Raw genomic sequence first — 24,724 nt, 5'->3', positions numbered from 1 at the left:
CGAGCAGACGCAAAATCGCCCATTTCGGCCCGAATTTGGGCGATTTTGCGTCTGCTCGGCATCGGAAGTCCTACATGGGGGCGTTGGCGGGCTGAAACATCCCCGAGCTGTCGGCTTCCTCCTCGGCGCGAATCACGTGGACCACGGCGTTGATCAGTGCCAGGTGGGTGAACGCCTGCGGGAAGTTGCCCAGGTGACGCCCGCTCCGCGGCTCAATCTCCTCCGCGTAGAGCAGCAGCGGGCTGGCGAAGGACAACAGCCGCTCGCACAGCCGCTTGGCGCGGCCCACCTCACCGATCTCGACCAGCGCCGATACCAGCCAAAACGAGCAGATGGTGAACGTGCCTTCCTCGCCGGAAAGCCCGTCGTCGGTCTCATGCACCCGGTACCTCAACACCAGGCCGTCCTCGGTCAGCTCGTCGGCGATGGCCAGCACGGTGTTGCGCACCCGCGGGTCGTCCGGCGGCAGGAATCGGGTCAGCACCACCAGCAGCAGTGAGGCGTCCAACGCCTCATCGCCGTAGCGCTGGGTGAACACGCCGCGCGAGTCCACCCCGTGTTCCAGAATGTCGGCCTTGATCTCGTCGGCGATGGCCCGCCACTGCTGGGCGTAGCTTTTCTCGCCCTGACGCTCGGCCAGTTTGGCCCCCCGGTCCAAGGCGACCCAGCACATCACCTTCGACGACGTGAAGTGTTGCGGCTCGCCGCGCACCTCCCAGATTCCCCGGTCGGGCTCACGCCAATGCTTGATGGCCTCTTCCACCTGCCGCTTCAGCACCGGCCATAGGTTCTCCGGGACTTGCTCGCGGGACTTTGCGTGCAGGTAAAACGAGTCCAGGATCGAACCCCAGATGTCGTGTTGGCGCTGGTTGTAGGCGCCGTTGCCGATGCGCACCGGGCGGGCATGATCGTAGCCGGACAAATGGTGCAGCTCCGCTTCGACCAGGCTGCGTTCACCGCCCACCCCGTACATCACCTGCAGCGGATGGCGTTCGTTGTTGTTGGCGCCGGACACGTCGGCGATGAACGCAAAGAAGTCGTCGGCTTCCCGGTCCAATCCCAGGGTGTAGAGCCCCCACAGCGCGAAGGTCGAGTCGCGAATCCAGGCATAGCGGTAGTCCCAGTTGCGTTCGCCTCGCGGGGTTTCCGGCAGCGACGTGGTGCTCGCCGCGAGCAGCGCCCCGGTGGGGGAGTAGGTCAACCCCTTCAGGGTTAGCGCGCTGCGCTGCAGGTACGCCCGCCATGGGTGGTCGGGGAAGTTGCCGATGTTGATCCACTGCCGCCAGCACTCGGTGGTTTGCCACATCTTGTCGGCGGCCTCGTCGTAGGTCTGCGGCGGCGGGTGTTTGGTCCAGCTCAGCGCGACGAACACGTCGTCACCCTCCTTCATCCGGGTGCGTGCGCGTGCTTCCCGGCCCTCCAGCCCGATCCGCAGGTTGGTGGTCAGCCGCAGCGTCGGGTGCGCGTCGGGCTCCGTGTTGGCGCGGGCTATGGCCTCGCCGTAAGCCTCGGCCGAGTATTCCCAGGTGGCGCCCAAGCGGTGATAGTCGAACGCCGGCTCGCAGCTCATCATCAGTTCAACGGTGCCGCTGACGCAGCGCACCGTGCGCAACAGGATGTGCTCGGCGTCCCAGTCCATCGGGGTGCGGCGGTGGGTCCGCGATCGCCGTTCGATATCGTGCCATTTACCCATCACCAGCGCGTCTCGCACGATCAGCCAGCCGGTATGGGTCTGCCAGGTGGTCTCCATGATCAGGCTGCCCGGAAGGTAGCGTCGCGCCGAAGGCACCGAAACACCGTAGGGGCCCAGACGAAAATGGCCGGCGCTGCGGTCCAGGATCGCGCCGAACACACTGGGGGAGTCCGGCCGTGGCACACACAGCCACTCCACCGAACCCGCCGGCGAAATCAGGCACGTCGTTTCCCAATCGGACAAGAACGCGTAGTCGGCGATCGGCGGAAACGGGTTGCGCAGTGGCGAACTGGACGATAGAGCCATGGGTGCGTGCAGATCCGCGGATGTGGCCGTTGCCCCGTCCGTTGCCCCGGCCAACGCTTTAGCCTCGCGGGCTGTTTCGGTCGATTGGTCGGGGGGTTGAGCGTGCAGGACCATGCCGACATCATCATCTGTCGACTTGCTCGGCGTCCACTTCACGCCCGGCGCCCGGCGTAGTTGGGTGCGTGCTCAGGTGGGCCTAGCAGCCGTGTGCCGTGTCGCGGTTTGGCGTCGGCGGTCACCGTAATCGCGACACACCTGGGGTTTTGCCTGCCGGCGCTATAGTGTGGGCCCGATGAACGGGTTCCTGAGTTGGTGGGACGGCGTCGAGCTGTGGCTGTCCGGACTCCCGTTCGCGCTGCAGGCGTTGGCAGTCATGCCGGTCGTGCTGGCTTTGGCCTATTTCACCGCGGCATTGCTGGATGCCCTGCTCGGCCGGGTCATTCAGTTGATTCGCCGCGCCCGCCGCCCCGATCAGGCGCCCAGGTAGCCCGGATGCCGAGGTCGCACGTCACGTTGGTTCTGGTCACGCTGGTTGCGCTGGTGATCGTGACCTGGCTTCTCACCCATTGAGCTGCGCGCCAACTGGTCGGCCAGCCGAATTCTGTTAGGCTTCGCCACGTGCACGCAGCATCGGGTTTTTCGGGGCGCTATGTCGGCGCGCTCGTTTGCGGCGCTGCGGCCAACCTGCACTGTTGTCGCTGACTCCCCACCCGTGCGCGGTCTGATGTGGAGTTCGTGAGTCCTGCAATGTTCAGCGATCGCCTTTCCGCCGCTACGGGAACGTTGTCCAAAGTCCCGCACCGGAAGGTCGCCAATGCTCTCCTTGACGCTTTCTGAAGCGAGCTGCATCGCTAGCGCATCCCGCTGGCGGCACATTATCCCTGCCGGGGTGGTGTGCGCATTGATCGCCGGTATCGGCGTGGGGTGTCATGGCGGTCCCAGCGACGTGGTCGGCCGTGCGGGACCGGACCGTGCGCATACGAGCATCACCCTGGTCGCCTACGCCGTCCCGGAACCCGGCTGGAGTGCGGTGATTCCCGCGTTCAACGCTTCCGAACAGGGCCGGGGAGTCCAGGTGATTACCTCATATGGCGCGTCGGCCGACCAGTCGCGCGGTGTTGCCGACGGTAAACCGGCCGACCTGGTGAACTTCTCGGTCGAACCGGACATCGCTCGCCTGGTCAAGGCCGGCAAGGTTGACAAGGACTGGGACGCCGATGCCACCAAGGGCATCCCGTTCGGGTCGGTGGTGACGTTTGTGGTCCGCGCGGGTAACCCGAAGAACATCAGAGATTGGGATGACCTGTTGCGCCCGGGTATTGAGGTCATCACGCCCAGTCCGCTGAGTTCGGGTTCTGCCAAGTGGAATCTGCTAGCCCCCTACGCCGCGAAAAGTGACGGTGGCCGGAATAACCAAGCGGGGATCGACTTTGTCAATACATTGGTGAATGAACACGTCAAATTGCGCCCCGGGTCGGGGCGGGAAGCCACCGATGTTTTTGTCCAGGGCAGCGGTGACGTGTTGATCAGCTACGAGAACGAAGCCATCGCGACCGAGCGGGCGGGCAAACCGGTGCAGCACGTCACCCCGCCGCAGACGTTCAAGATCGAAAATCCGTTGGCCGTAGTGGCGACCAGCACACACCTTGGAGCGGCGACCGCATTCAGAAACTTCCAGTACACCGTGCAGGCGCAGAAGTTATGGGCGCAGGCCGGTTTCCGGCCGGTCGATCCGGCGGTCGCCGCCGATTTTGCCGACCTGTTTCCGGTGCCGGCGAAACTGTGGACGATCGCCGACCTCGGTGGCTGGGGCAGCGTGGATCCTCAGCTGTTCGACAAGGCGACCGGCAGCATCACCAAGATTTATCTGCGGGCCACCGGATGACGGAATCGTTGGTCGGCGAACGCCGCGCGCCGCAGTTCCGCGCGCGCCTTTCCGGCCCCGCGGGCCCCCCTTCCGTTCGGGTCGGTATGGCAGTGGTGTGGCTTTCGGTGATCGTGCTGTTGCCGCTGGCCGCCATCGTCTGGCAGGCCGCGGGCGGTGGTTGGCGGGCCTTCTGGCTGGCGGTCTCGTCGCATGCCGCGATGGAGTCGTTCCGGGTAACGCTGACGATTTCGACCGCAGTCACGGTCATCAACCTGGTGTTCGGCTTGCTGATCGCCTGGGTGCTGGTGCGTGACGACTTCGCTGGCAAGCGGATCGTCGATGCGATTATCGATCTGCCGTTTGCGTTGCCCACCATCGTCGCCAGCCTGGTGATGTTGGCACTGTACGGGAACAACAGCCCGGTGGGGCTTCATTTTCAACACACCGCGACCGGTGTTGGGGTGGCGTTGGCGTTCGTCACATTGCCGTTCGTGGTGCGCGCCGTGCAGCCGGTGCTGCTGGAAATCGATCGCGAGACCGAGGAGGCGGCGGCGTCGCTGGGCGCTAATGGTGCCAAAATCTTCACTTCGGTGGTGTTGCCGTCGCTGACGCCGGCATTGTTATCCGGTGCGGGCCTGGCGTTTTCGCGCGCTATCGGCGAGTTCGGTTCGGTGGTTCTGATCGGCGGGGCCGTGCCGGGCAAGACCGAGGTGTCCTCGCAATGGATTCGCACCCTGATCGAGAACGACGACCGCACCGGAGCGGCCGCGATATCGGTTGTATTGCTCTCGATTTCGTTCATTGTGCTGCTCATCCTACGTGTCGTCGGCGCGCGTGCGGCCAAACGTGAGGAGATGGCCGCATGACCTCCTTGCCGGCGGCTCGCTACCTCGTCCGATCGGTCGCGCTGGGGTACGTCTTTGTGCTGTTGATCGTTCCGGTAGCGCTGATCCTGTGGCGGACCTTCGAACCGGGCTTTGGCCAGTTCTACGCCTGGATCAGTACCCCGGCGGCGATATCAGCGCTGAACCTGTCGCTACTGGTGGTGGCTATCGTGGTACCGCTGAACGTGATCTTTGGAGTCACGACGGCATTGGTGCTGGCCCGCAACCGGTTCCGCGGCAAGGGCGTCTTGCAGGCGATTATCGATCTGCCTTTTGCGGTTTCACCCGTCATCGTGGGCGTCTCGTTGATCTTGCTGTGGGGATCGGCCGGCGCCCTGGGCTTCGTCGAGCAGGACCTTGGCTTCAAGATCATCTTCGGGCTGCCGGGAATCGTGCTTGCCAGCATGTTCGTCACCTGTCCATTCGTGGTGCGCGAAGTGGAACCCGTATTGCACGAATTGGGCACCGACCAGGAGCAGGCGGCGGCGACGCTGGGTTCCGGTTGGTGGCAGACATTCTGGCGAATCACGCTGCCCTCCATCCGGTGGGGCCTGACGTACGGCATCGTATTGACCGTCGCTCGAACCCTCGGCGAATATGGGGCGGTCATCATCGTCTCGTCGAACCTTCCAGGGACATCGCAAACACTGACCCTCTTGGTCTCCGACCGCTACCACCGTGGGGCCGAGTACGGTGCCTACGCGCTGTCGACGCTGCTGATGGCGGTTTCCGTGGTGGTGCTGATCGTCCAGATGGTGCTAGACGCCCGCCGGGCACGAGCGGTCAGCGAGGGCTGAGAAGGAGACGGTGAAAATGACCTACGCCATCGTCGTGGCCGACGCCACCAAACGCTACGGCGACTTCGTCGCACTTGACCACGTGGATTTCGTCGTACCGACCGGTTCGCTGACCGCATTGTTGGGCCCCAGCGGTTCGGGCAAGTCGACGCTGTTGCGCACCATAGCCGGCCTCGACCAACCGGACACCGGAACCATCACGATCAACGGCCGCGACGTCACCCGGGTGCCGCCACAGCGGCGTGGCATCGGATTCGTCTTCCAGCACTACGCGGCGTTCAAACACCTGACTGTCCGTGACAACGTGGCGTTCGGGTTGAAGATCCGTAAGCGCCCCAAGGCCGAGATCAAGGCCAAGGTCGACAATCTGCTGCAGGTGGTGGGCCTGAGCGGATTTCAGAGCCGCTACCCCAATCAGCTCTCCGGTGGGCAACGACAGCGGATGGCGCTGGCCAGGGCGCTGGCGGTCGATCCGGAGGTGCTGCTGCTCGACGAGCCGTTCGGCGCACTCGATGCCAAGGTGCGCGAAGAGCTGCGTGCCTGGCTGCGCCGCCTGCACGACGAGGTGCATGTCACCACGGTGCTGGTCACCCACGATCAGGCCGAAGCGCTGGATGTGGCCGACCGCATCGCCGTACTCCACAAGGGCCGTATCGAGCAGGTCGGATCCCCGACCGACGTTTACGACGCCCCGGCGAACGCCTTCGTGATGTCCTTCTTGGGAGCGGTTTCCACGTTGAACGGCTCCCTGGTGCGCCCGCACGACATCCGGGTCGGCCGGACTCCCAATATGGCCGTGGCCGCCGCTGACGGCACCGCCGGGTCCACCGGTGTGCTACGGGCTGTTGTGGATCGGGTGGTGGTGCTGGGCTTCGAGGTCCGCGTGGAGTTGACCAGCGCGGCCACCGGCGGGGCCTTCACCGCCCAGATCACCCGCGGCGATGCCGAGGCGCTGGCCCTACGCGAGGGTGACACCGTCTACGTGCGTGCCACCCGGGTGCCGCCGATTGCCGGTGGCGTATCGGGCGTCGACGATGCCGGCGTGGAACGGGTCAAAGTCACATCGACGTGATCCAGAGGCCGGCGGGCTCGCCCGCTACGGCAGCCCGTTCGTGCCGTTGAAGCCCAACAGCAACCCGCCGTTGCCACCGGTGCCGGCGACGCTACCGCCGGAGATGACAATCTCGGCGTTGCCGCCGTTACCGCCGTTGCCGATCAGTCCGGCGTTCCCGCCATTGCCGCCGTCGCCGCCGCTACCGCCGGGGGTGTTGGAAGTCCCGCCGTTGCCGCCGTCACCGCCGTTGCCGATCGCTCCGGCCCTGCCGCCGGCCCCGCCGTCACCCCCGATAGCGACCGCGGCCCCGCCGTTGCCGCCGACGCCGCCGGCACCGTAGAGCATGCCGCCCGCGCCGCCGGACCCACCGTCACCCCCGATACTTGCGCTGTTGCTGGCGCCCCCGCCATTGCCGCCGGCGCCGCCGGCGCCGCCCGCGCCGCCGCCACCACCCAACAGCCCACCGGTGCCGCCCGCGCCGCCGCTACCCCCGATGGCGTCGCCGGCCCCGCCGGCGCCGCCGCCGCTGAACACGCCGCCGGCGCCACCGGCCCCGCCGTCACCCCCGATCGCCACCGCGGACCCGCAGCCCCCGCCGGCGCCGCCGATGCCGAAGAGCCCGCCGGCGCCGCCCGCCCCGCCGACCCCGCCGCGGCCGGTCCCGGCTAAGTCGCTGGCGCCGCCGGTCCCGCCGTTGCCGATCAAGATGCCGCCGGCCCCGCCGGCCCCCCCGCTCCCCGGCGCCGCATCGGTGCCGTCGCCGATCAACGGGCGTCCCAACAGCGCCAGGGTGGGTGCATTGATGGCGTTGAGCAGCTCCAGCTGCAAAGCCTGCAGAGGCGAGGCGGCGGCGGCCTCGGCGGCCATGTATGAGCCGGCACCGGCGGTCAAGGTATGCACGAACTGGTCGTGAAATGCCGCCACGTGGGCGCTGAGCGCCTGATATGCCTGGGCATGAGCGCCGAACAGCGCTGAGATGGCGGTGGACACCTCGTCGGTCCCCGCCGCCAGGATCTCTGTTGTCGGGGCGGCCGCGACCGCGTTCGCCGCGCTGATTGCCGAACCGATACCTGTCAAATATGTGGCTGTCGCCGCTAGCGCCTCCGGCGAAGCAATCAGGAACGACATCCGGCACCTCCAAAATGTCAGGATTGCTAAGCCATGTCGACCAGAGCATCGCCTGGCCAGCATTGACCCATCGGCGCAGTTGACTATAGCGACTCGGGGGGAACGACATCCAGGCTTTCCCAGATCACCGCCACCTTCTCGTTACCCGCCTCTGGCCGACGCATCGTGGCGCATTCGCCCAAGCCACTCGTCGGCTGTCTCGCCGGCCGGAGCGCGTCCAAGGGCATCGCGGGCACCAGCCCAGGCACATCGACCAGGCTCGGCGAGTTCAGCTGGCAGAACGCGACGCGCCCGCCAAGGCCCGGTCGTCGATTGCCGGTTTACCCGGCAGCCGCCGACGTTGACCCGCCGGGACCCGCTCAAGCAGGTCGGCGCCGACGCGCAATCGCGATGTCGTAGACGGCCGCGACGCCGTCGTCGTCTGCTGGTTCGGCAGGGAGCTGCTTGGACAGAAATGCAGGATGGCGCAGCATGTCCTCGCGGCGTTGGCGTACCCGCCGCCGGGCTTCAGCCCACGCCGCGCTTGGCTCCGGGCGTGCAGCTGTCACCTTGGCCACACTCGCTGTCATGGTCAACTCTGTCCCCCTTCCGAGCCAGCCAACTCGGCTGCATGTGTCGGGCCGCCGGCTTTGTCACCTCAGGCTGCCTCGCAGAGCTGCGAGCCAAGGTGGATGTCAACCGTGAAGTTGCTGTGAAAAGCCGGACCCCTCGGGCGCAATGCGGTTACCCAGGCAAATCGGGCAGTGGCTTGGAGCTGCCGGCCGGCGCTGCCAGCCGGTACGACGCTGTGACCCGGGTGCGCTGGTAGAGCCAAGCGAGGAGGCCGGCAAAGACGATGGCTCCCAGCGGCTGGGAGGCAAACCTGAATCCGTCGCCGACCATGGCCAGCGGCTCCTCTTTGCCAGTTGTCGCGACGATGACGGCAAAGAGCACCCCGTATAGGCTTTCGCCCACAATCAGGCCCGTCGCGAGCATGACGCCCAACCGTTTCTTGCGCTCGTCGTCATCCCCAGACCACCGCGCCCAGGAGTCATAGATCCGCCCGAGGAATGCGCCGATCGGGATCATCAGCGTCAGTGCGGCCGGCAGGTACATACCCATACCCACCGCTAGTGGCGGCAGCCGAAGGTTGGTTGTCGTCTTGGCCAGTGTCTCGTCGAGCGCGACCGCTATCACGCCGGTCAAGGCCCCTACACCGACCAGCGACCAGTTCAGCGAGCCACCAAATACTCCCTTGGCCAGCGCGGACATGAGCGCGGCTTGCGGGGCGGCCAATGCGTTGGCCGTTGCGCCCGGCGCCCCCTGGAACCCGAATCCAGCCTGCATCAGCTGCAGGATCGGCGCCATCACCACCGACCCGACGAGCACGCCGATGATCAGTGCAACCTGCTGCTTCCATGGGGTAGCGCCGACGAGTTGGCCGGTTTTGAGGTCCTGCAGATTGTCGTTGGAAATAGTCGCCACGCCGAAGACCAATGCAGCGGTAAACACGGTGTAGGCCACCAGGGCCGGAATCTGCGAGCCGGTGGCCGGACCATACGCAGTCTTGATCAGCAGACCGGCCAGCACCACCACCAGAATGCCCACGCCCGAGATCGGGCTGTTCGACGAGCCGATCAACCCGGCCATGTAACCGCAGACCGCAGCGACCATCAACCCGATGACCAAGACGAGCAGTACCCCGGCGGCGATGGCGCCGGGCCTGCGGTCATCGAGCGGTGTCCCGTCGGTAAAGTCCGCGAGCAGCCATCCGATTGGGATCAGCGAGAGAAGAACCACCATGGCCACGATGTGGATCGGGATGTCGCGCTCGGTCTGGCCAACCGCTTGCCCTCGGCGTCGGGTTCGAGCTGAGACCGCGGCGTCGGCGATGCCACGCAGAATCGGCCCCAGGATCTTCAAGAACGTCCAGGCGGCCGCCACCGCAATGGCGCCCGCCCCGATGAACCGCACGTCCGTCGAGAAAATTCTGGCGACGGCGACGGCGTAGTCCCCGTCCGGCGGCAGTTGGCCGGCTGTCCGTATTGGCAGCATTACCCCAAAGGCGATAGCCAATCCGACGATCATTGCGACACCGACGGTGACGCCAACAAGATGACCGACGCCGATCAACGCCAGCGACAAGCTGGCACCGATCATCGTCGCACCGGAACCTACTCGGAAGGTGGCCGACAGTGAGTTGTTGATCACCCGCAGGGATGCCAGCAGTGCATATCCCGCCGCCGCTGCCGCGCCCAGGGCGATTACCCCAATTCCCCTACGGTTGTGCTCCATCTCCCGTGCGGAGTCACCGATCTTGAGAACCTCGGCTCCGGCAACGCCTTCTGGGTACGGCAGGTCTGATCCGGTGACGAGTGCGCGGCGCAACGGAATTGAGTACATGACGCCAAGGATCCCGCCCAGTGCACACACCGCCGCCGTTGTCCAGTACGGAAACCCGCTCCACCAGCCGATCATGAGCAGTGCCGGTAACACGAAGATGATCGACGACAGCGTGCCGGCCGCCGACGCGATCGTCTGAACAATATTGTTCTCCACCACTGAGTGGTTGGCGAACAACCGCAGCACGCCCATCGAGATCACCGCGGCCGGTATGGAAGTGGCGAATGTCAATCCAACCCTTAGCCCCAGGTACACGTTGGCCGCGGTGAACACCAAGGTAATCAATGCGCCCAGGACGACTCCGCGGATGGTGATTTCGCGCGCACCCACCGTGGCACCGGACATGGCGATAGACCCTATCGGCTAGCGCGCGAATGCACCGAGCCGGTAAAACCGCAGACAAAGCCCGAGAGGGCCGGCAAAATTATCGGCTCGAAGTGGTCCGCGTTCGTTTGGCCGCCCGCCGGCGAACGGCTCAGGCATCGTCGCCCATGACCGCGCCTTCGCGGCGTGGGTCGGCGCCGCCGGCCCAACCCGCCTCGCTGCGGGTGATCGCCGAGAGCCCACTGGATTGCTCGGCAAGATTAACTCGATGCCCCAGCGCGCGCAGGCCTTGCACCAGCGGGTCATGATCACCATCGTCGGAAGTGTTGATCTCGGGATTCTCACCGCCGAGGTTAGTGTGCGGCGAGTTCGCGGCGCCGAAATCGACCAGGGAAACCGCCTGCTGCGGATTCAGACCCCAATCCAGCATCGCCACAAGTGTTTTCACGACGAACTGGATGATCATGGAGCCGCCCGGAGAACCGAGCACCGCGTACAGCGCACCGCGCCCCGCCGACGAGTGATCGAACACCAACGTCGGTGCCATCGAACTGCGCGGTCGCTTCCCAGGCTCGACCCGGTTAGCCACCGGTGATCCGTCAGTAGCGTGTGGCTCGGCGCTGAAATCGCTCAGCTGGTTGTTGAGGATGAATCCGTCCACCAGGTGGTAGGAGCCGAACGAAGATTCCACCGTCGTCGTCAACGTGGCCGCATTGCCGTACGAATCGACGACGCTGAGGTGGCTGGTGCCATGCTCAGGCACTGGCGGGGCGACGGCCGTCGGTGCGCCGAAGTCCCCCGGTCTGGCGCTGCCCATGCTGTGTTGCGGCGAGATTAGCGCGGCGCGTGCTGCCAAGTAGCCCGGGTCAACCAGCGTGGTGAGCGAGCCGCCGGGCAGCCGGACAAAATCGACGTCAGCGATATATTGGTCGCGGTCGGCATAGGCCAGCCGTTCGGCCTCCGCTATCAGGTGAACCCCCATCACGGTCGGGCGACCGCCGTTGAGGTCGACCTTGCTGGGCGCGTAGTCGCTCATCGGGAAGTGCTCGAGGATGCCCAAGGTTGCGGCCACGGCGACGCCACCCGACGATGGCATGCCGCAGATCTCCCGGCCGCGATAGGTCGTGCACAACGGTTGGCGTCTCTTGGCGAGGTAACCCGCCAGGTCCTCAATGGTCAACAGGCCCGGCGTGCGGCCATTCGATGTGTCGCTCGCCGCCGCCACGATGTCGTGGGCAATGTCGCCGGAATAGAAGGCGTTGGCGCCGGCGGAGGCGATGGCGGACAGGGTTTTTGAGTACGCGGGGTTCGTCAGCCGGGTTCCCGCGGGTTTCGGGCTGCCGTCGGGATTGAGGAAATACTTGCGAGCCTCCGGGTCGTCTCGCAGTTGCGGCGCAGCGTCGGAGATGGCCGCGCCCATCCTGGCGCTGATGTCAAAACCGCCATCGGCCAGCGTTACCGCGGGGCCGAAGAGGTCGCGCCAGGGTGTGCGCCCGTGCTCGTTGTGCACCATCTCCAGCATTCGCAGGATGCCCGGTACTCCGATCGACCGTCCCGAGGCTCGGGCGTTGGGCCTGGGCGCGCTGCGGTCGACGTCGCTGACCCAGCGAAGGTAGTTCTCGGTGGCGGCCGCTGGGGCCACCTCACGGCCGTCGTAGGCCTGCACTGAGCCCGTGCGGGCGTCGAAGTACACCAGATATCCGCCGCCGCCGATCCCGGAGGATTGCGGTTCGACCAACCCCAGCACCGCCTGGGCGGCCACGACGGCATCGGCGGCGGTACCACCGTCGCGCAATACTCGGCAGGCCACCTGAGTGGCCAGCGGATTGGCGGTGGCTGCCGCATAGTGGGCGGTCCGCACCACGGTGATGTCCCGGCGGTAGCCGGTGGCGATCTCGGGGTTGGTCGCGAGGTTGCGCGACGAAGGCACGGTAGCCGGGGGTGTCTTGGGCGCCGGCGTGCCATTGGGGACGATCTCGCACGGACCGGCCGTGCTTGGCGCACCCGCGTGGAAGCCGCCACATCCGCTCAGCGACAGCATCACTGCAGCCACCAAGGCGCCCGCTCGCAACCAAACACTCACCAGAGGACATCCGTTCCAGCAGACCTTCGAGAAGACCTAGGCCGCGATCCGACCGGCCACGGCTTGTCGGTAGCGATCCCACATGGTCGCGGCCACCATCGGGTGTGCACCCAGCGGTTGTGCCATCGCGATGCCGGCTTCCCGTGCGTATCCGCGTACCCGGTCAGACAGTATCCCAGGGGCGAGCAGCCATGGCGCGATGACCATCCGACGGGCACCGTGGCGTCGCAACCGATCGGTGGCATCGGCCAGCGAAGCCTCCGGTCGGGTGATGAAAGCGGTCGTCACCGCGGCCCACTGGGTCCCCTCCGCCAGCCTTGACGCCACCGTCGAGGTGCGCGCATTGGCCGCGGGATGCGATGAGCCGATCGCGAGCACGACCACCCCCAGTGTGTGGTCGAACGGCGAAACCCCCAGCTCGGTGAGGCGCTCATGCAGCGCTGACACCAGCCGAATGTCCTCACCCAGCACACTGGCCTGGCGTACCCGGTGACCAACGCGGCAGCTGGCGATCTGGGCAGGGATGTCGACGCGAGCATGGTAGGCATCGGCCAGCAGCAGCGGGGTGACCACAGCTGCTCCTCGACAGCGGTTGAGCACGTCGACCAGGTTGGGCGAGTTGAGCTCACAGAACGCGACCCGCACGTCGAGCCCGGGCCGCATGCGCGCCAGCCGGCCCGCGATAGCCCGTGCGTTGGCGGCCGATCGCGGATCTTTGCTGCCGTGTGCGGTGAGGACGAGCTGAGGCGCGATGGTGCCGCTCTCCTCCGCAAGCGGGAGGTGCCCCCACCGCATCGCTGCGCTCTGCATCGTCGCCGGCGGTGCTTCGATGGCGCCGCTCCTCAGCATCGCTGCGCTCTGCATCGTCGCCGGCGGTGCTTCGATGGCGCCGCTCCTCAGCATCGCTGCGCTCTGCATCGTCGCCGGCGCGGTCACGAGGCGTGCAACCCGCATTCGGTCTTGGCCAGCCCCTGCCAGCGTCCGCTGCGCGGGTCGGCGCCTTCGGCGGGTTTGGCTGTGCACGGAGCGCAACCGATCGACGGATAGCCTTCCCGCACAAGCGGATTAACCAGCACGTCGTTGTCGGCAATGTATTCCTGCACATCTTGGTCGGTCCACGCCGCCAGCGGGTTGACCTTCACTAGTTTGAACGTCTCATCGAAGCTGACCAGCGGGGCATTGGCCCGGGTCGGTGCATCGACCCGCCGTAGCCCGGTCACCCACGCGGAGTAGCCACGCAGCGTCTTGCCCAGGGGAACGACCTTGCGCAACCGGCAGCATTCATGGGGGTTGCGGGCGAACAAGTCCTTGCCCAGCAGTTCGTCCTGCTCGGCCACTGTGTGCTCCGGAGTGACATTGAGCACCCGGACGTCATAGACGGACTCGATCGCATCTCTGGTGCCGATTGTTTCGACGAAGTGGTAGCCGGTATCAAGAAAGATGACCGGTACGCCCGGTCGCACCTTGGCGGCCAGATCCACCAGCACCGCATCAGCCATGTTGGAAGCAACTACGTAGTTGCACGTTGTCCACCCGCGATGTCCGCTCACGCCGCCGCCGGCGCCGCCGATGTCGCCGAAGGTTTCGTCGGTCCAGCGCAACATGTCGGTGGCGGTGGCGCCGTCGAGTTCGGCAGCTCCGCGCGCGGCCAGCTCACGTAGTTGCGGTTCGGTCAGCCTGGTTGTCTCGCCGCTCATCGCAGGTCGTCCTCCTCGGCCCGGATGACCCACTGCGCGAAGCGTTCACCTTCGCTGCGGTGTTTGACGAAGTTGCGCACCACCCGGTCGATGTAGTCGCCGAGTTCGTCACTGGTGACCTTGTGCTGGCGCAGTTTGCGGCCGAATCCGGCATCCAGGCCGAGGTGTCCGCCCAGATGCACCTGGAAGCCTTCGACGGAGCCGCCGTGTCCGTCGTCGATCATCTGTCCCTTGAATCCGATGTCGGCGATTTGAATTCGCGCACATGAGTTCGGGCAGCCGTTGATGTTGACGGTGATCGGTACGTCGAGCTGCGAGTTGATGTCCTCAAGCCGGCGTTCCAGCTCGGGCACCAAATGCTGTGCTCGAACCCGGGTTTCGGCGAATGACAACTTGCAGAACTCAATCCCGCTGCACGCCATCAAGTTCCGGCGCCAATGCGACGGGCGCGACTGCAGCCCCAGCGCGTCCAGACCGGCGATCAAGTCGTCGAGCAAGGCGTCCGGAATGTCGAGGATGACCAGCTTCTGGTAGGGGGTGAACCGGATCCGGTCGGAACCGGCCCGCGCCATCAGGTCGGCGACCGCCGTGAGGATGGTGCCCGATACCCGCCCGGCGATGGGGGCGACTCCGACGGCGTTGAGCCCGTTCTTGAGTCGTTGCACCCCGACGTGGTCGATCGGATGCTTGACCGGTTCGGGGGCCGGACCGTCGATCAGCGGACGCTTGAGGTACTCGGTTTCGAGCACTTCGCGGAACTTCGCTATGCCCCAGTCTTTGATCAGAAATTTCAGCCGGGCCTTGGCGCGCAGTCGCCGGTAGCCGTAGTCGCGAAACACCGAGGTGACCGCCGCCCACACCTCGGGCACTTCGCCCAGTGGAACCCAGGCGCCGACCCGCTGGGCCAGCATCGGGTTGGTCGACAGTCCACCGCCCACCCACAGATCCAGGCCTGGTCCGTGCTCGGGATGGTTGACGCCGATGAAGGCGACGTCGTTGATCTCGTGCGCGACGTCCTGCAGGCCAGAGATGGCGGTCTTGTACTTGCGCGGCAAGTCGGCGAAGTCGGGCTTGCCGATGTAGCGACGCACGATCTCCTCGATCGCCCAGGTCGGGTCGAGCACTTCGTCGAGCGACTCGCCGGCCAACGGCGAGCCCAGCACTACCCGCGGGCAGTCACCGCACGCCTCGGTGGTCTGCAGTCCGACATCGTCTAACCGTCGCCAGATTTCAGGGACGTTTTCCACTTCGATCCAGTGGTATTGCACGTTCTGCCGGTCGGAGATATCGGCGGTATCGCGCGCGAACTCCGTCGAGATCTGGCCCAGCGTGCGCAGCGCGGCAGCCGAGAGCGCGCCGCCGTCGCAACGCACCCGCATCATGAAGTATTTGGCCTCGAGCTTGTCGATGTTGTCGTCACCGGTCCAGGTGCCGTCGTAGCCCTGCTCACGCTGGGTGTACAGGCCCCACCAGCGAAAGCGCCCTCGCAGGTCGGTCTTGTCGATGCTGTCGAAACCCTGTTTGGCGTAGATGTTTTCGATGCGCTCCCGCACGTCGAGCGGGTTGCCGGCCTTCTTCAGCTCTTCGTTGGCGTTGAGTGGCTCGCGATGTCCCAGCGCCCACTGGCCCTCATTTCGAGCCTTGGCGGGACGTGCAGTGGTCATTTGGGGGTTCTCCTTCGCGGACATCGCCGACCTAGGACGCGCTAAACGCCGCTTGTTCCGGGAGGGGCAGATCCGGTCGCCGGCTGCAGATACAGGTGGGCTGGGTTTACGGCGTCAAGGCCGACAGCCACAGCTGCAGACCCGCTTGAGGTCGATGTGCCGCCGAGCCACCAGCGCGATTCGCAGATCGGGGCGCGGGTTCTTGGCGGCGGTCACGGTGACATTCTGCCATGGATGGCGTGCAGCTGCGCGACCTGGTCAAATTTCTTTTCACGATGATCAAAACTACGCAACAAGCCTGGATGGATGGATAGGCCGACCCGGGAATCCGCTGGGAGACGCGCACCTGACGTTGACAGGAGTGACAGATGTGACCAAATATGACTACTGAGATAGTTGTCTTAGCGGATAGTGATCGAGGTCAATCGTGCGCAGAATGGCCATCTTCGGCCGGGGCCACGGTGCAAGTGAGCCAGGCGGCACCGGCGAACCGGCCGAAACTCCCGGCCGCGGTCGGTTAACCAGATCGGTGATTGGCTGGGTTGGCGCCGTCGCGGTGGTTGTGTCGTTGGCCGGGTCTGGATGGTGCGGATGGGTGCTCTTTGAGAAGCATCAGACAGACGTCGCCGCCGGCCAGGCACTGCAGGCCGCACGCAGCTATGTCGTCAAGCTGGCCACCATGGACTGTGAGCGGATCGACCACAACATGAGGGACATTCTCGAGGGTTCGACCGGCGAGTTCAAAGATAAGTACGGCAAATCCAGTGCGCACCTTCGCCAACTGCTGGCCGACAATCGGGTGGCCACCCACGGGACCGTCGTGGCGGCGTCGGTCAAATCAGCCACCACGAACAAGGTAGTGGTCCTGATGTTCATCGACCAGTCGGTCAGCAACCGGAACAGCCCAACGCCGCAGATCGACCGCAGTCGGATCAAGGTGATCATGGACAAGGTGAACGGCCGCTGGCTGGCCAGCAAGGTGGAGCTGCTATGACACCGGGTTTGCTTACTACTGCGGGTGCTGGCCGACCACGTGACAGGTGCGCCAGGATCGTATGCACGGTGTTCATCGAAACCGCCGTTGTCGCGACCATGTTTGTCGCGTTGTTGGGTCTGTCCACCATCAGCTCGAAAGCCGACGACATCGATTGGGACGCCATCGCGCAATGCGAATCCGGCGGCAATTGGGCGGCCAACACCGGTAACGGGTTATACGGTGGTCTGCAGATCAGCCAGGCGACGTGGGATTCCAACGGTGGTGTCGGGTCGCCGGCGGCCGCGAGTCCCCAGCAACAGATCGAGGTCGCAGACAACATTATGAAAACCCAAGGCCCGGGTGCGTGGCCGAAATGTAGTTCTTGTAGTCAGGGAGACGCACCGCTGGGCTCGCTCACCCACATCCTGACGTTCCTCGCGGCCGAGACTGGAGGTTGTTCGGGGAGCAGGGACGATTGAGGTGTGCCTGCGTTACATTGCTGGCCACCCTAGCTGGTACGCGCTATGCGATGATTTGGCATGGTATTTCGGCAGGCACCAGTTGAGCTGCCCGGCCTGGCGCCCATGCCCGGACAACCGTTCGGGGTCTACCTGCACGTCCCGTTCTGCCTGACCCGTTGCGGGTACTGCGACTTCAATACCTACACCCCGGCCCAGCTGGGTGGCGTCAGCCCGGACCGTTGGCTGCTGGCGCTGCGGGCGGAGCTCGAACTGGCGGCCGCCAAGCTGGACGCACCGACGGTGCATACCGTGTATGTGGGTGGCGGGACGCCATCGCTGCTCGGGGGGGAGCGCCTGGCCACGTTGCTGGACATGGTGCGGGACCACTTTGTGCTGGCGCCCGACGCCGAAGTCAGCACCGAGGCCAACCCCGAGTCGACGTGGCCGGAGTTCTTCGCCACGATCCGCGCGGCCGGTTACACGCGGGTGTCGCTCGGCATGCAGTCGGTGGCCCCGAGGGTGCTGGCAACCTTGGACCGGGTGCACTCGCCGGGCCGGGCGGCGGCCGCGGCCACCGAGGCGATAGCGGAGGGCTTCACACACGTCAACCTCGACCTGATCTATGGAACCCCGGGGGAGTCCGACGACGACCTGGTGCGCTCAGTGGACGCCGCGGTGCAGGCCGGTGTGGATCATGTGTCCGCGTATGCCTTGGTCGTCGAGCACGGCACGGCACTGGCTCGCCGGGTTCGGCGTGGTGAGCTGGCCGCGCCCGATGACGACGTGCTGGCGCATCGCTACGAGTTGGTCGATGCTCGGCTGTCGGCGGCCGGGTTTGCCTGGTACGAGGTGTCCAATTGGTGTCGACCGGGCGGCGAGTGCCGGCACAACCTGGGTTATTGGGACGGTGGCCAGTGGTGGGGCGCAGGTCCGGGCGCGCACGGCTACATTGGCGTGACACGCTGGTGGAATGTCAAGCACCCCAACACTTACGCCGAGATACTGGCCGGGGCGACGTTGCCGGTAGCGGGCTTCGAGCAGCTGGGCGCCGACGCTTTGCACACCGAAGACGTGTTGCTGAAGGTCCGGCTGCGCCAGGGGCTACCGCTCGCCCGGCTAGGGGCTGCCGAACGGGAACGTGCCGAGGCGGTGTTGGCCGACGGATTGCTGGACTACCACGGCGACCGACTGGTCCTCACCGGCCGGGGGCGATTGCTGGCCGACGCGGTGGTGCGCACTCTGCTGGGCTAACCGATCGAAGCCCCGGTGGCAGGGAACCATTGCCCGACGATGCGGGCGATCTCGATGTACAGCGGGATCCCGATCGTGACGTTGTAGGAGAACGTCAAACCCAGCGACGCGGCCAGCGGCAAGGTCGGACTGGCCTCGGGGATCGCAAGCCGTTGCACGGCCGGGACGGCGATATAGGACGCCGCGCCGCAGAGCACCGCGAACAGCACATATGTGCCCGGCGCGAAGTCGTTGTTAGTGACGTATGCGTAGCCGTGGGCCACGATGATCCCAAGCGTCGCAAACAGATTCGGTGCCAGCAGGCCGAAGAAAACGAACCCACTGCCCGCCGACGCCAGATCCTTCAACTTACGCGACGCCGTCATGCCCATCTCCAACAGGAACAGGCAAAGTACGCCCTGGAATGCCGCCACAAAGAAGTTGTCGTCGTCGTGTAGGACCTTCTGTCCCTGCAGTCCACTGATCAGGCCGATGACGATGCCGCCGAAGAGGAGAACGAGCCCCGGGTTGAGGAAAACTTCCTGCAGCAACTCGCGTGAGAAGATCGACGCATTCGTGCCGCTGTCTTTGACGCCGTCTTCATCCCAATTTGGATGCTCGCGCTTTTCCAGCGAGAGCTCCAACTCTTCTTCGATGCCGCGCTCGGCTTGGGCCGTGAGGCTGTCGCTGTGAGCGGGCCGGGCGGGCGTGCCGGGCCCCGCTCCGATCATCGCCGCTGTGGTGTAGCCGGGCTCGTCGGCCATGTACCCCGCCTCGTTCATCCCTCGGTGCCGCAGCCGCGCCACCAGATACAGCGCCACCAGGCAGCCGGGGATCTCCATGACGGCCAACATGACCGGCATGTAGGCGTCGAAGGCCATGCCGACGCTGGTCAGGACTGCTACACAGGTGGCAAATGTCCCTGCCGAGTCCGACCCGTAATAGCCGGCGACCGTCGCCCTGTCGACCCGGCGCATGGCGGTCAGCTTGCTCAGCAGGAAGTATGCCAAGGTGCCGATCACGAAGTTCAAGGCGAAGCCAACCACCATGAACCCAACGATGGCGCCGACGTTGGACGGCTTGATCTTGGCGAGTTCTTCGCCGCCGTGCCAACCGATGGCCAGCAGCAGATACAGGGTTAGGCCCTGGTAGAGCACATAGGGGAACTCGAATCGCACCTTGAAGATCGGGATCAAGAACCCGAAATAGAAGAACAGCAGCAGCGGCTTGAACAGGTTGTGAGTGAAGTTCACCCAGAACTCATGCAGCATTGGCGCCTCCCATACCTGGTGCGGCGATCCAGGAAGCACCCAGCGTCAGGGGAGCGACCAGGAATATCAAGTCGAATCTAGAAAGTGTGGCTCGGGCTTATTGAGCCGTTGAGACCAGGGATGGTCTAACGCCGACCCCCCGCTTGCGGTGTGTCACCGACCGCCACGCCGACGGCGAGTAGTGCGTGGTGGTTTCCTCGAACCCGTCGACCCGGCAGACCGTGAGGACGCCGGTTGCTGGGTTAATCGTCAGCTCGTCGCACTCGCCGTGGACTTCTTCGCCGTCGGCGAGCCGGATTACGAACATCGTCGGGTCCTCTCTGTTGACTGGCTAACGATCGGGCGATGCCTGGGCAGACCCAGCGGACATACCGAGCTTGGCGAGCCACGCGTACCGCGACTACGTCGTCGACCGGATGGTCTACGTGGTTAGTGAGTGATGTTAGGAGAATTCCGGCGAAGGCAAAACCTTGCTTTGTAGCTAGCCAGTAAACGGTTGGCAAAGGTTTCACGATTTCGTGTGCGTGAGTTGGCGGGCATGGTAACCGGCGAGCACCGGCCGCGACCGCCTCTGCCTGCGGAAATGATTACGCTGCGAAACGCAGTCCGCGGACCGTCCGGCCGTGGGTGGGTCCTGTCGCCGCCCCGGCTGGTGCCATTTGCTCCCGACGAGCATTTTCTTCCAGTCGAGCACGTTGGACATGCGACGACCCCGGGGGGCTGCGACCCATTAAGTAGGTTAGGCTACATTTACTAGCTGTGTCCGAGCTCAGCGTCGCGACAGGCGCCGTCAGCACCGCGTCGTCGTCCATCCCGATGCCCGCCGGTGTCAACCCCGCCGACCTGGCAGCGGAGCTGGCGGCGGTGGTTACCGAGTCCGTCGACGAGGATTACCTGCTCTACGAGTGCGACGGCCAATGGGTCCTGGCCGCCGGTGTGCAGGCGATGGTGGAGCTAGACAGCGACGAACTGCGCGTCATCCGTGATGGCGTTACGCGGCGACAGCAATGGTCGGGTCGCCCGGGAGCGGCCCTGGGCGAAGCCGTCGATCGGCTGTTGCTGGAAACCGATCAAGCTTTTGGCTGGGTCGCCTTCGAATTCGGCGTGCACCGCTATGGGTTGCAGCAGCGGCTGGCGCCGCACACCCCACTGGCCCGGGTGTTTTCGCCCCGAACCCGGATCATGGTGAGCGAAAAGGAGATTCGCCTGTTCGATGCTGGGATTCGCCACCGCGAGGCCATCGACCGATTACTCGCCACCGGGGTGCGAGAGGTGCCGCAGTCCCGCTCCGTCGACGTCTCCGACGATCCATCCGGCTTCCGCCGTCGGGTGGCGGTAGCCGTCGATGAAATCGCTGCCGGCCGCTACCACAAGGTGATTCTGTCCCGTTGTGTCGAAGTGCCTTTCGCGATCGACTTTCCGTTGACCTACCGGCTGGGGCGTCGGCACAACACCCCGGTGAGGTCGTTTTTGTTGCAGTTGGGCGGAATCCGTGCTCTGGGTTACAGCCCCGAACTCGTCACGGCGGTGCGCGCCGACGGAGTGGTGATCACCGAGCCGTTGGCCGGTACCCGCGCCTTGGGCCGTGGTCCCGCCATTGACCGACTGGCTCGTGATGACCTGGAATCAAACTCCAAAGAAATTGTCGAGCACGCCATTTCAGTGCGCTCTTCGCTTGAGGAGATTACCGACATCGCCGAACCAGGGAGTGCTGCGGTCATCGATTTCATGACGGTGCGCGAGCGCGGCAGTGTGCAGCACCTCGGCTCCACCATCAGAGCACGGTTGGATCCATCGAGCGACCGGATGGCCGCCCTGGAAGCCCTTTTTCCTGCTGTCACTGCATCCGGAATCCCGAAAGCAGCTGGCGTTGAGGCCATCTTTCGCCTCGATGAGTGCCCACGTGGGCTGTATTCCGGTGCGGTGGTGATGCTTTCGGCGGATGGCGGGCTAGACGCCGCGCTGACGCTGCGGGCGGCATACCAGGTCGGCGGGCGGACTTGGCTGCGGGCCGGCGCCGGCATCATCGAAGAATCGGAGCCAGAGCGCGAATTCGAGGAGACTTGCGAAAAGCTATCCACATTGACGCCTTATCTGGTTGCACGCCAGTAACGTTCAGAGGTCTCCACGTGCTGTTGTACTGCGGATGAACTGGGCAACATAGGTCATGGCTTTGGCCGCTTCGGGCGTCATCCGCGGCAGGGCCTGGAACACATGCATCTGATCAGGCCACACTTGCAACTCGCATATGCCGCCGGCAGCGCGGATGTCGGCATCGAGTTGTCTCGCATCGGCCTCGAGTATCTCGGCTCCACCCACCTGGATCAGCGTCGGTGGCAGCGGTGGCCCGCCGGCAACATCGAGCGCCAGCCGGTGGTGGGCGGGATCGACTCCGGTGTAGTACAGCGCAACCGACCGGGCCGCACGGTCAGCGCGCACGACAGGATCGGGGCGCTGCAGCTCACGACTGGCGCCCAGCCGGAAGGTGAGGTCGATCAGCGGCGAAAACAACACCACCGCCGCCGGAGGTCGGGCGGCGACCTCGGGTTGCAGCAGCATGTCGACGGTCAGATGGCCACCCGCGGAATCCGCGGCGATCACCATGTGCTCCGCGGCTAAGCCGCATACGTGCGCTAACCAATCCCAGGCTGCCCGCACGTCGGTGGCCGCGGTCGGGAAACGGTAGCGCGGCGCCAGTCGGTAATCGACACTGAATACCGGTAGCCCGGTCAATGACGACAGCCAGGATGTCAGCCGCCGGTGGGTTCGGGGCGAACACATCGTGTAACCGCTGCCGTGTACGTAATAGATGGCGCCGCCACCGGGTCCGGCATTGATCGCGTTGTTGTGCGGTCCATACACCCATTCGCCGACGACCCGGCGTCCGTCCGGCAGAACGGAGTTGACTTGTTCCACTCGGGTGCCCGCGAGCGAGGGCCCGAACGTGCCCATGAGTCCGGCGATGATCCGGCGCGAGGCCCATATCCCCCACGGCCCGTCTGGCGGAATCGCCCCGGTGATGGGCCGCAACACCATCGAGCTCACCGCTACCGCGCCGCGTGATCGAAGTGACCCGCGGGCCGGAACACCGTCGGTCATGCAACGCAGTCAATTCAACTTGTTGACGTCAGTCAATGGCAGCGCTGGGTCGTCACGGGACCCGTCGCGATGCCGAGCTGGCGGACGATCGCTCGTTTGTCGATCTTCCCGATCGGCGTTGTGGGCAGCGCCGGCATCGCGACCAGCTGGTCGGGTCGCGTATGCGCGGCCACACCACGCCGGTCAAGGTAGCCGTTCAACTCCGCAAGCGTAATCGGAGCTCCAGCGAAAACGACTGCAGCGCAGATTTTTTCCCCCAGATACTGGTCAGGTAGTCCCACCGCCGCGGCCGAGAAGATCGCCGGATGGCTCAGCAGCTGTTCTTCGAGGTCGCTGGCGGCGATGGTTTCTCCCGCACGGCAGATGACATCCTTGACGCGCCCGGTGACCACCAGATTGCCGTCGTCGCGGCGGCGGACCAGGTCGCCGCTGCGGTAGAAGCCGTCCGGATCGAAGCAGCGCTCGTTGTCGCGTTCGGCAGCAAAATAGCCGTTCAGCGTGTAGGGCCCGCGCACCAAGAGTTCGCCTTCCTCCCCGGGCCCCACCGGCTCACCATCGGCGTTGACGATGCGCAGTTCGTCGGCCGGGCATAGTGGCCGCCCCTGGGTGTGCTCCACCACTTCGGGTGGGTCGCCGATGCGGGTGAAGTTCAGCAGCCCCTCCGCCATGCCGAACACCTGCTGCAGGCCCGGGGTGAGCGCGGTGCGTACCCGGCGAGCGTCCTCGGGTTCTAGCTTGGACCCGCCAACCTGCAACAACCGCAGTGACTTCGGTGTCACCGGCTCCCACTCACAGGATTGGGCCCACAGTTTGGCCAGTGCCGGAACCAACGCGGTGACGGTGACACCGTGGCGCTCGATGGCGGCGAAGGCGGCCTCCGGGCTGGGATCGGGGGCGAACACGGCGGTGGCCCCGACGGTCATCGCGCCGAGCAGGCCCGGGCAGGCCAGCGGGAAATTGTGGCCGGCGGCCAGCACCACCAGATAGACGTCGTCGGCGCTAAGCCGACAGAGTGCGGCGCTGGCCGTCGCGTTGAACACGTAGTCGTCGTGGGTGCGTGGAATGAGTTTGGGCATGCCAGTGGTGCCGCCGGAGACCAGCAGCAGCGCTGGCGATCCGGGATCGGCCGGCGGTGCCGGCGAACCGGTGCCGGCCTGGGCGCACAGCTGCGCCCACGACACGAACGGTCCCGGATCGCCATCGACGATGACATGGCGCAGGGTGGGGTGATCGGCAACAAGTTCGCGCGCCATCGGCCGATAGTCGAACCCGCTGGCCACATCGGCGACCACCAGCCCGGTGGCCGCGCTGACGGCGGCGAAGTGGCCCAATTCGGCGGCGCGGTGACCGGGCAGGCACATCACTGGGATCGCTCCCGCCCGCAATAACGCGAACAGGGCAACCGCGAACTGGCAGCCGTTTGGCAGCTGGAGCAGTACCCGGTCGCCTGGCGTGATGCCCAGGCCGTGCAGCGCCGCGGCGGCCCGGTCGGCCCGCTGGTCGAGTTCGGCGTAACTGAGGCCGCCGTGGCCGGGACGATCACCGGCGTCGGCCACCGCGAGGCGGTCAGGCCAGCGCCGCGCGGCATCGGAGAGCACGGTGTCCAGGGTTCGCCCCGACCAATAGCCGGCCGCCCGGTACGACGCGGCCCGATCCGCGGGGAACGGTACAAAGCCACCCAGTCCGCCGTCGGGACTGGGTCGGCGGCCATCTGCCGCCTTCGGTGGCATGTGGGCTCCTTAACAGGGGGGCTGGTAGCGCAGGTGCGTGGTTCGAAGATAGGGTAACCACTAAAATTAGGGCAGCCT

The 24,724-nt window shown here is 65.5% G+C and carries 24 protein-coding genes; 9 read left to right on the top strand and 15 right to left on the bottom strand.

Features of this window, described 5'->3' with window-relative positions; genetic code table 11:
• Positions 1 to 70 precede the first annotated feature (70 nt).
• A complete protein-coding gene (locus FF952_RS12760; RefSeq protein ID WP_003913344.1) occupies positions 71 to 2,113 on the bottom strand; it encodes a glycoside hydrolase family 15 protein in 2,043 nt (680 codons plus the stop codon).
• 169 nt (positions 2,114 to 2,282) lie between these two features.
• Between FF952_RS12760 and FF952_RS12755 the strand changes: the two genes are divergently transcribed.
• Positions 2,283 to 2,486 carry a hypothetical protein gene (locus FF952_RS12755; protein WP_003412337.1) on the top strand — a complete coding sequence of 68 codons (204 nt, stop codon included), beginning with the start codon at positions 2,283 to 2,285 and terminating at the stop codon, positions 2,484 to 2,486.
• On the opposite strand, the gene FF952_RS12750 is transcribed toward FF952_RS12755, so the two are convergent.
• A complete protein-coding gene (locus FF952_RS12750; RefSeq protein WP_003900513.1) occupies positions 2,471 to 2,800 on the bottom strand; it encodes a hypothetical protein in 330 nt (109 codons plus the stop codon). The two genes, FF952_RS12755 and FF952_RS12750, sit on opposite strands and share 16 nt — an antisense overlap.
• Before the next feature lie 13 nt (positions 2,801 to 2,813).
• Here FF952_RS12750 and FF952_RS12745 point away from each other — a divergent pair, with 13 nt between their 5' ends.
• From FF952_RS12745 to FF952_RS12730, 4 genes are read left to right on the top strand one after another with little or no spacing between them, the layout of a single operon-like run.
• The gene (locus FF952_RS12745; protein WP_003412335.1) at positions 2,814 to 3,884 is read left to right on the top strand and encodes a sulfate ABC transporter substrate-binding protein; all 1,071 of its coding nucleotides are present in this window, start codon (positions 2,814 to 2,816) and stop codon (positions 3,882 to 3,884) included.
• Complete coding sequence (cysT, locus tag FF952_RS12740) at positions 3,881 to 4,732, top strand: sulfate ABC transporter permease subunit CysT (RefSeq protein WP_003412332.1); 852 nt, start codon at positions 3,881 to 3,883, stop codon at positions 4,730 to 4,732. Before FF952_RS12745 ends, cysT begins: the two co-directional genes overlap by 4 nt.
• Positions 4,729 to 5,547, top strand: a complete 819-nt coding sequence (gene cysW, locus FF952_RS12735) for a sulfate ABC transporter permease subunit CysW (protein WP_003412329.1) — start codon at positions 4,729 to 4,731, stop codon at positions 5,545 to 5,547. The genes cysT and cysW overlap by 4 nt, the downstream gene beginning before the upstream one ends.
• Before the next feature lie 16 nt (positions 5,548 to 5,563).
• Entirely contained in the window at positions 5,564 to 6,619 is a 1,056-nt protein-coding gene (locus FF952_RS12730) for a sulfate/molybdate ABC transporter ATP-binding protein (RefSeq protein WP_003412325.1), read from the top strand.
• Between the two features lie 24 nt (positions 6,620 to 6,643).
• Here the strand turns inward: FF952_RS12730 and FF952_RS12725 are convergent, their stop codons facing one another.
• From FF952_RS12725 to FF952_RS20820, 9 genes are all read right to left on the bottom strand, one after another.
• Entirely contained in the window at positions 6,644 to 7,729 is a 1,086-nt protein-coding gene (locus tag FF952_RS12725) for a PE family protein (RefSeq protein WP_003908846.1), read from the bottom strand.
• Between the two features lie 83 nt (positions 7,730 to 7,812).
• Positions 7,813 to 7,977 (bottom strand): acid and phagosome regulated protein AprB, encoded by a 165-nt coding sequence (locus FF952_RS12720; RefSeq protein ID WP_003907942.1) that lies wholly within the window; start codon positions 7,975 to 7,977, stop codon positions 7,813 to 7,815.
• Between the two features lie 111 nt (positions 7,978 to 8,088).
• On the bottom strand, positions 8,089 to 8,304 hold the full coding sequence (locus FF952_RS12715; RefSeq protein ID WP_003899306.1) for an acid and phagosome regulated protein AprA: 216 nt from the start codon (positions 8,302 to 8,304) through the stop codon (positions 8,089 to 8,091).
• Positions 8,305 to 8,452: 148 nt separating this feature from the next.
• The gene (locus tag FF952_RS12710) at positions 8,453 to 10,456 is read right to left on the bottom strand and encodes an OPT family oligopeptide transporter (protein WP_003903878.1); all 2,004 of its coding nucleotides are present in this window, start codon (positions 10,454 to 10,456) and stop codon (positions 8,453 to 8,455) included.
• A 130-nt stretch (positions 10,457 to 10,586) separates the two neighbouring features.
• Positions 10,587 to 12,518, bottom strand: a complete 1,932-nt coding sequence (locus FF952_RS12705; RefSeq protein WP_003904828.1) for a gamma-glutamyltransferase family protein — start codon at positions 12,516 to 12,518, stop codon at positions 10,587 to 10,589.
• 36 nt (positions 12,519 to 12,554) lie between these two features.
• Positions 12,555 to 13,421, bottom strand: coding sequence for a sirohydrochlorin chelatase (locus tag FF952_RS12700; RefSeq protein ID WP_003903876.1), 867 nt, complete (start codon positions 13,419 to 13,421; stop codon positions 12,555 to 12,557).
• 29 nt (positions 13,422 to 13,450) lie between these two features.
• The gene (locus FF952_RS12695) at positions 13,451 to 14,215 is read right to left on the bottom strand and encodes a phosphoadenylyl-sulfate reductase (protein ID WP_003412303.1); all 765 of its coding nucleotides are present in this window, start codon (positions 14,213 to 14,215) and stop codon (positions 13,451 to 13,453) included.
• Complete coding sequence (sirA, locus tag FF952_RS12690; protein ID WP_003899303.1) at positions 14,212 to 15,879, bottom strand: sulfite reductase SirA; 1,668 nt, start codon at positions 15,877 to 15,879, stop codon at positions 14,212 to 14,214. The genes FF952_RS12695 and sirA overlap by 4 nt, the downstream gene beginning before the upstream one ends.
• Before the next feature lie 114 nt (positions 15,880 to 15,993).
• Positions 15,994 to 16,050, bottom strand: a complete 57-nt coding sequence (locus tag FF952_RS20820) for an Ms4527A family Cys-rich leader peptide (protein ID WP_349814673.1) — start codon at positions 16,048 to 16,050, stop codon at positions 15,994 to 15,996.
• Positions 16,051 to 16,315: 265 nt separating this feature from the next.
• On the opposite strand from FF952_RS20820, the gene FF952_RS12685 reads away from it, so the two are divergent.
• Genes FF952_RS12685 through hemW form a run of 3 tightly spaced genes read left to right on the top strand, consistent with a single transcriptional unit; the run spans position 16,316 to position 18,567 of the window.
• On the top strand, positions 16,316 to 16,873 hold the full coding sequence (locus FF952_RS12685; protein ID WP_003412295.1) for an Rv1363c family protein: 558 nt from the start codon (positions 16,316 to 16,318) through the stop codon (positions 16,871 to 16,873).
• On the top strand, positions 16,870 to 17,334 hold the full coding sequence (rpfD, locus tag FF952_RS12680; RefSeq protein ID WP_003412293.1) for a resuscitation-promoting factor protein RpfD: 465 nt from the start codon (positions 16,870 to 16,872) through the stop codon (positions 17,332 to 17,334). The genes FF952_RS12685 and rpfD overlap by 4 nt, the downstream gene beginning before the upstream one ends.
• Positions 17,335 to 17,394: 60 nt before the next feature.
• Positions 17,395 to 18,567 carry a radical SAM family heme chaperone HemW gene (gene hemW, locus FF952_RS12675; protein ID WP_003412290.1) on the top strand — a complete coding sequence of 391 codons (1,173 nt, stop codon included), beginning with the start codon at positions 17,395 to 17,397 and terminating at the stop codon, positions 18,565 to 18,567.
• Here the strand turns inward: hemW and FF952_RS12670 are convergent.
• Positions 18,564 to 19,817 carry a sodium-dependent bicarbonate transport family permease gene (locus FF952_RS12670; RefSeq protein WP_003412289.1) on the bottom strand — a complete coding sequence of 418 codons (1,254 nt, stop codon included), beginning with the start codon at positions 19,815 to 19,817 and terminating at the stop codon, positions 18,564 to 18,566. The two genes, hemW and FF952_RS12670, sit on opposite strands and share 4 nt — an antisense overlap.
• Before the next feature lie 97 nt (positions 19,818 to 19,914).
• Positions 19,915 to 20,124 carry a hypothetical protein gene (locus FF952_RS12665; protein ID WP_003899302.1) on the bottom strand — a complete coding sequence of 70 codons (210 nt, stop codon included), beginning with the start codon at positions 20,122 to 20,124 and terminating at the stop codon, positions 19,915 to 19,917.
• Between the two features lie 452 nt (positions 20,125 to 20,576).
• On the opposite strand from FF952_RS12665, the gene mbtI reads away from it, so the two are divergent.
• Positions 20,577 to 21,929, top strand: a complete 1,353-nt coding sequence (gene mbtI, locus FF952_RS12660) for a mycobactin biosynthesis salicylate synthase MbtI (RefSeq protein ID WP_003412287.1) — start codon at positions 20,577 to 20,579, stop codon at positions 21,927 to 21,929.
• Positions 21,930 to 21,932: 3 nt separating this feature from the next.
• On the opposite strand, the gene mbtJ is transcribed toward mbtI, so the two are convergent.
• Both mbtJ and mbtA read right to left on the bottom strand, forming a co-directional pair.
• The gene (gene mbtJ, locus FF952_RS12655; RefSeq protein ID WP_003899300.1) at positions 21,933 to 22,916 is read right to left on the bottom strand and encodes an acetyl hydrolase/esterase MbtJ; all 984 of its coding nucleotides are present in this window, start codon (positions 22,914 to 22,916) and stop codon (positions 21,933 to 21,935) included.
• Positions 22,917 to 22,948: 32 nt separating this feature from the next.
• The gene (gene mbtA / locus FF952_RS12650) at positions 22,949 to 24,646 is read right to left on the bottom strand and encodes a bifunctional salicyl-AMP ligase/salicyl-S-ArCP synthetase MbtA (protein ID WP_003412282.1); all 1,698 of its coding nucleotides are present in this window, start codon (positions 24,644 to 24,646) and stop codon (positions 22,949 to 22,951) included.
• Positions 24,647 to 24,724: the final 78 nt, after the last annotated feature.

It is taken from the genome of Mycobacterium tuberculosis complex sp. N0072, from assembly GCF_030323725.1.
GTDB lineage: Bacteria > Actinomycetota > Actinomycetes > Mycobacteriales > Mycobacteriaceae > Mycobacterium > Mycobacterium tuberculosis.
Note: the sequence above shows the minus strand (reverse complement) of the source record. Positions and strands in the feature narration are given on the sequence as shown.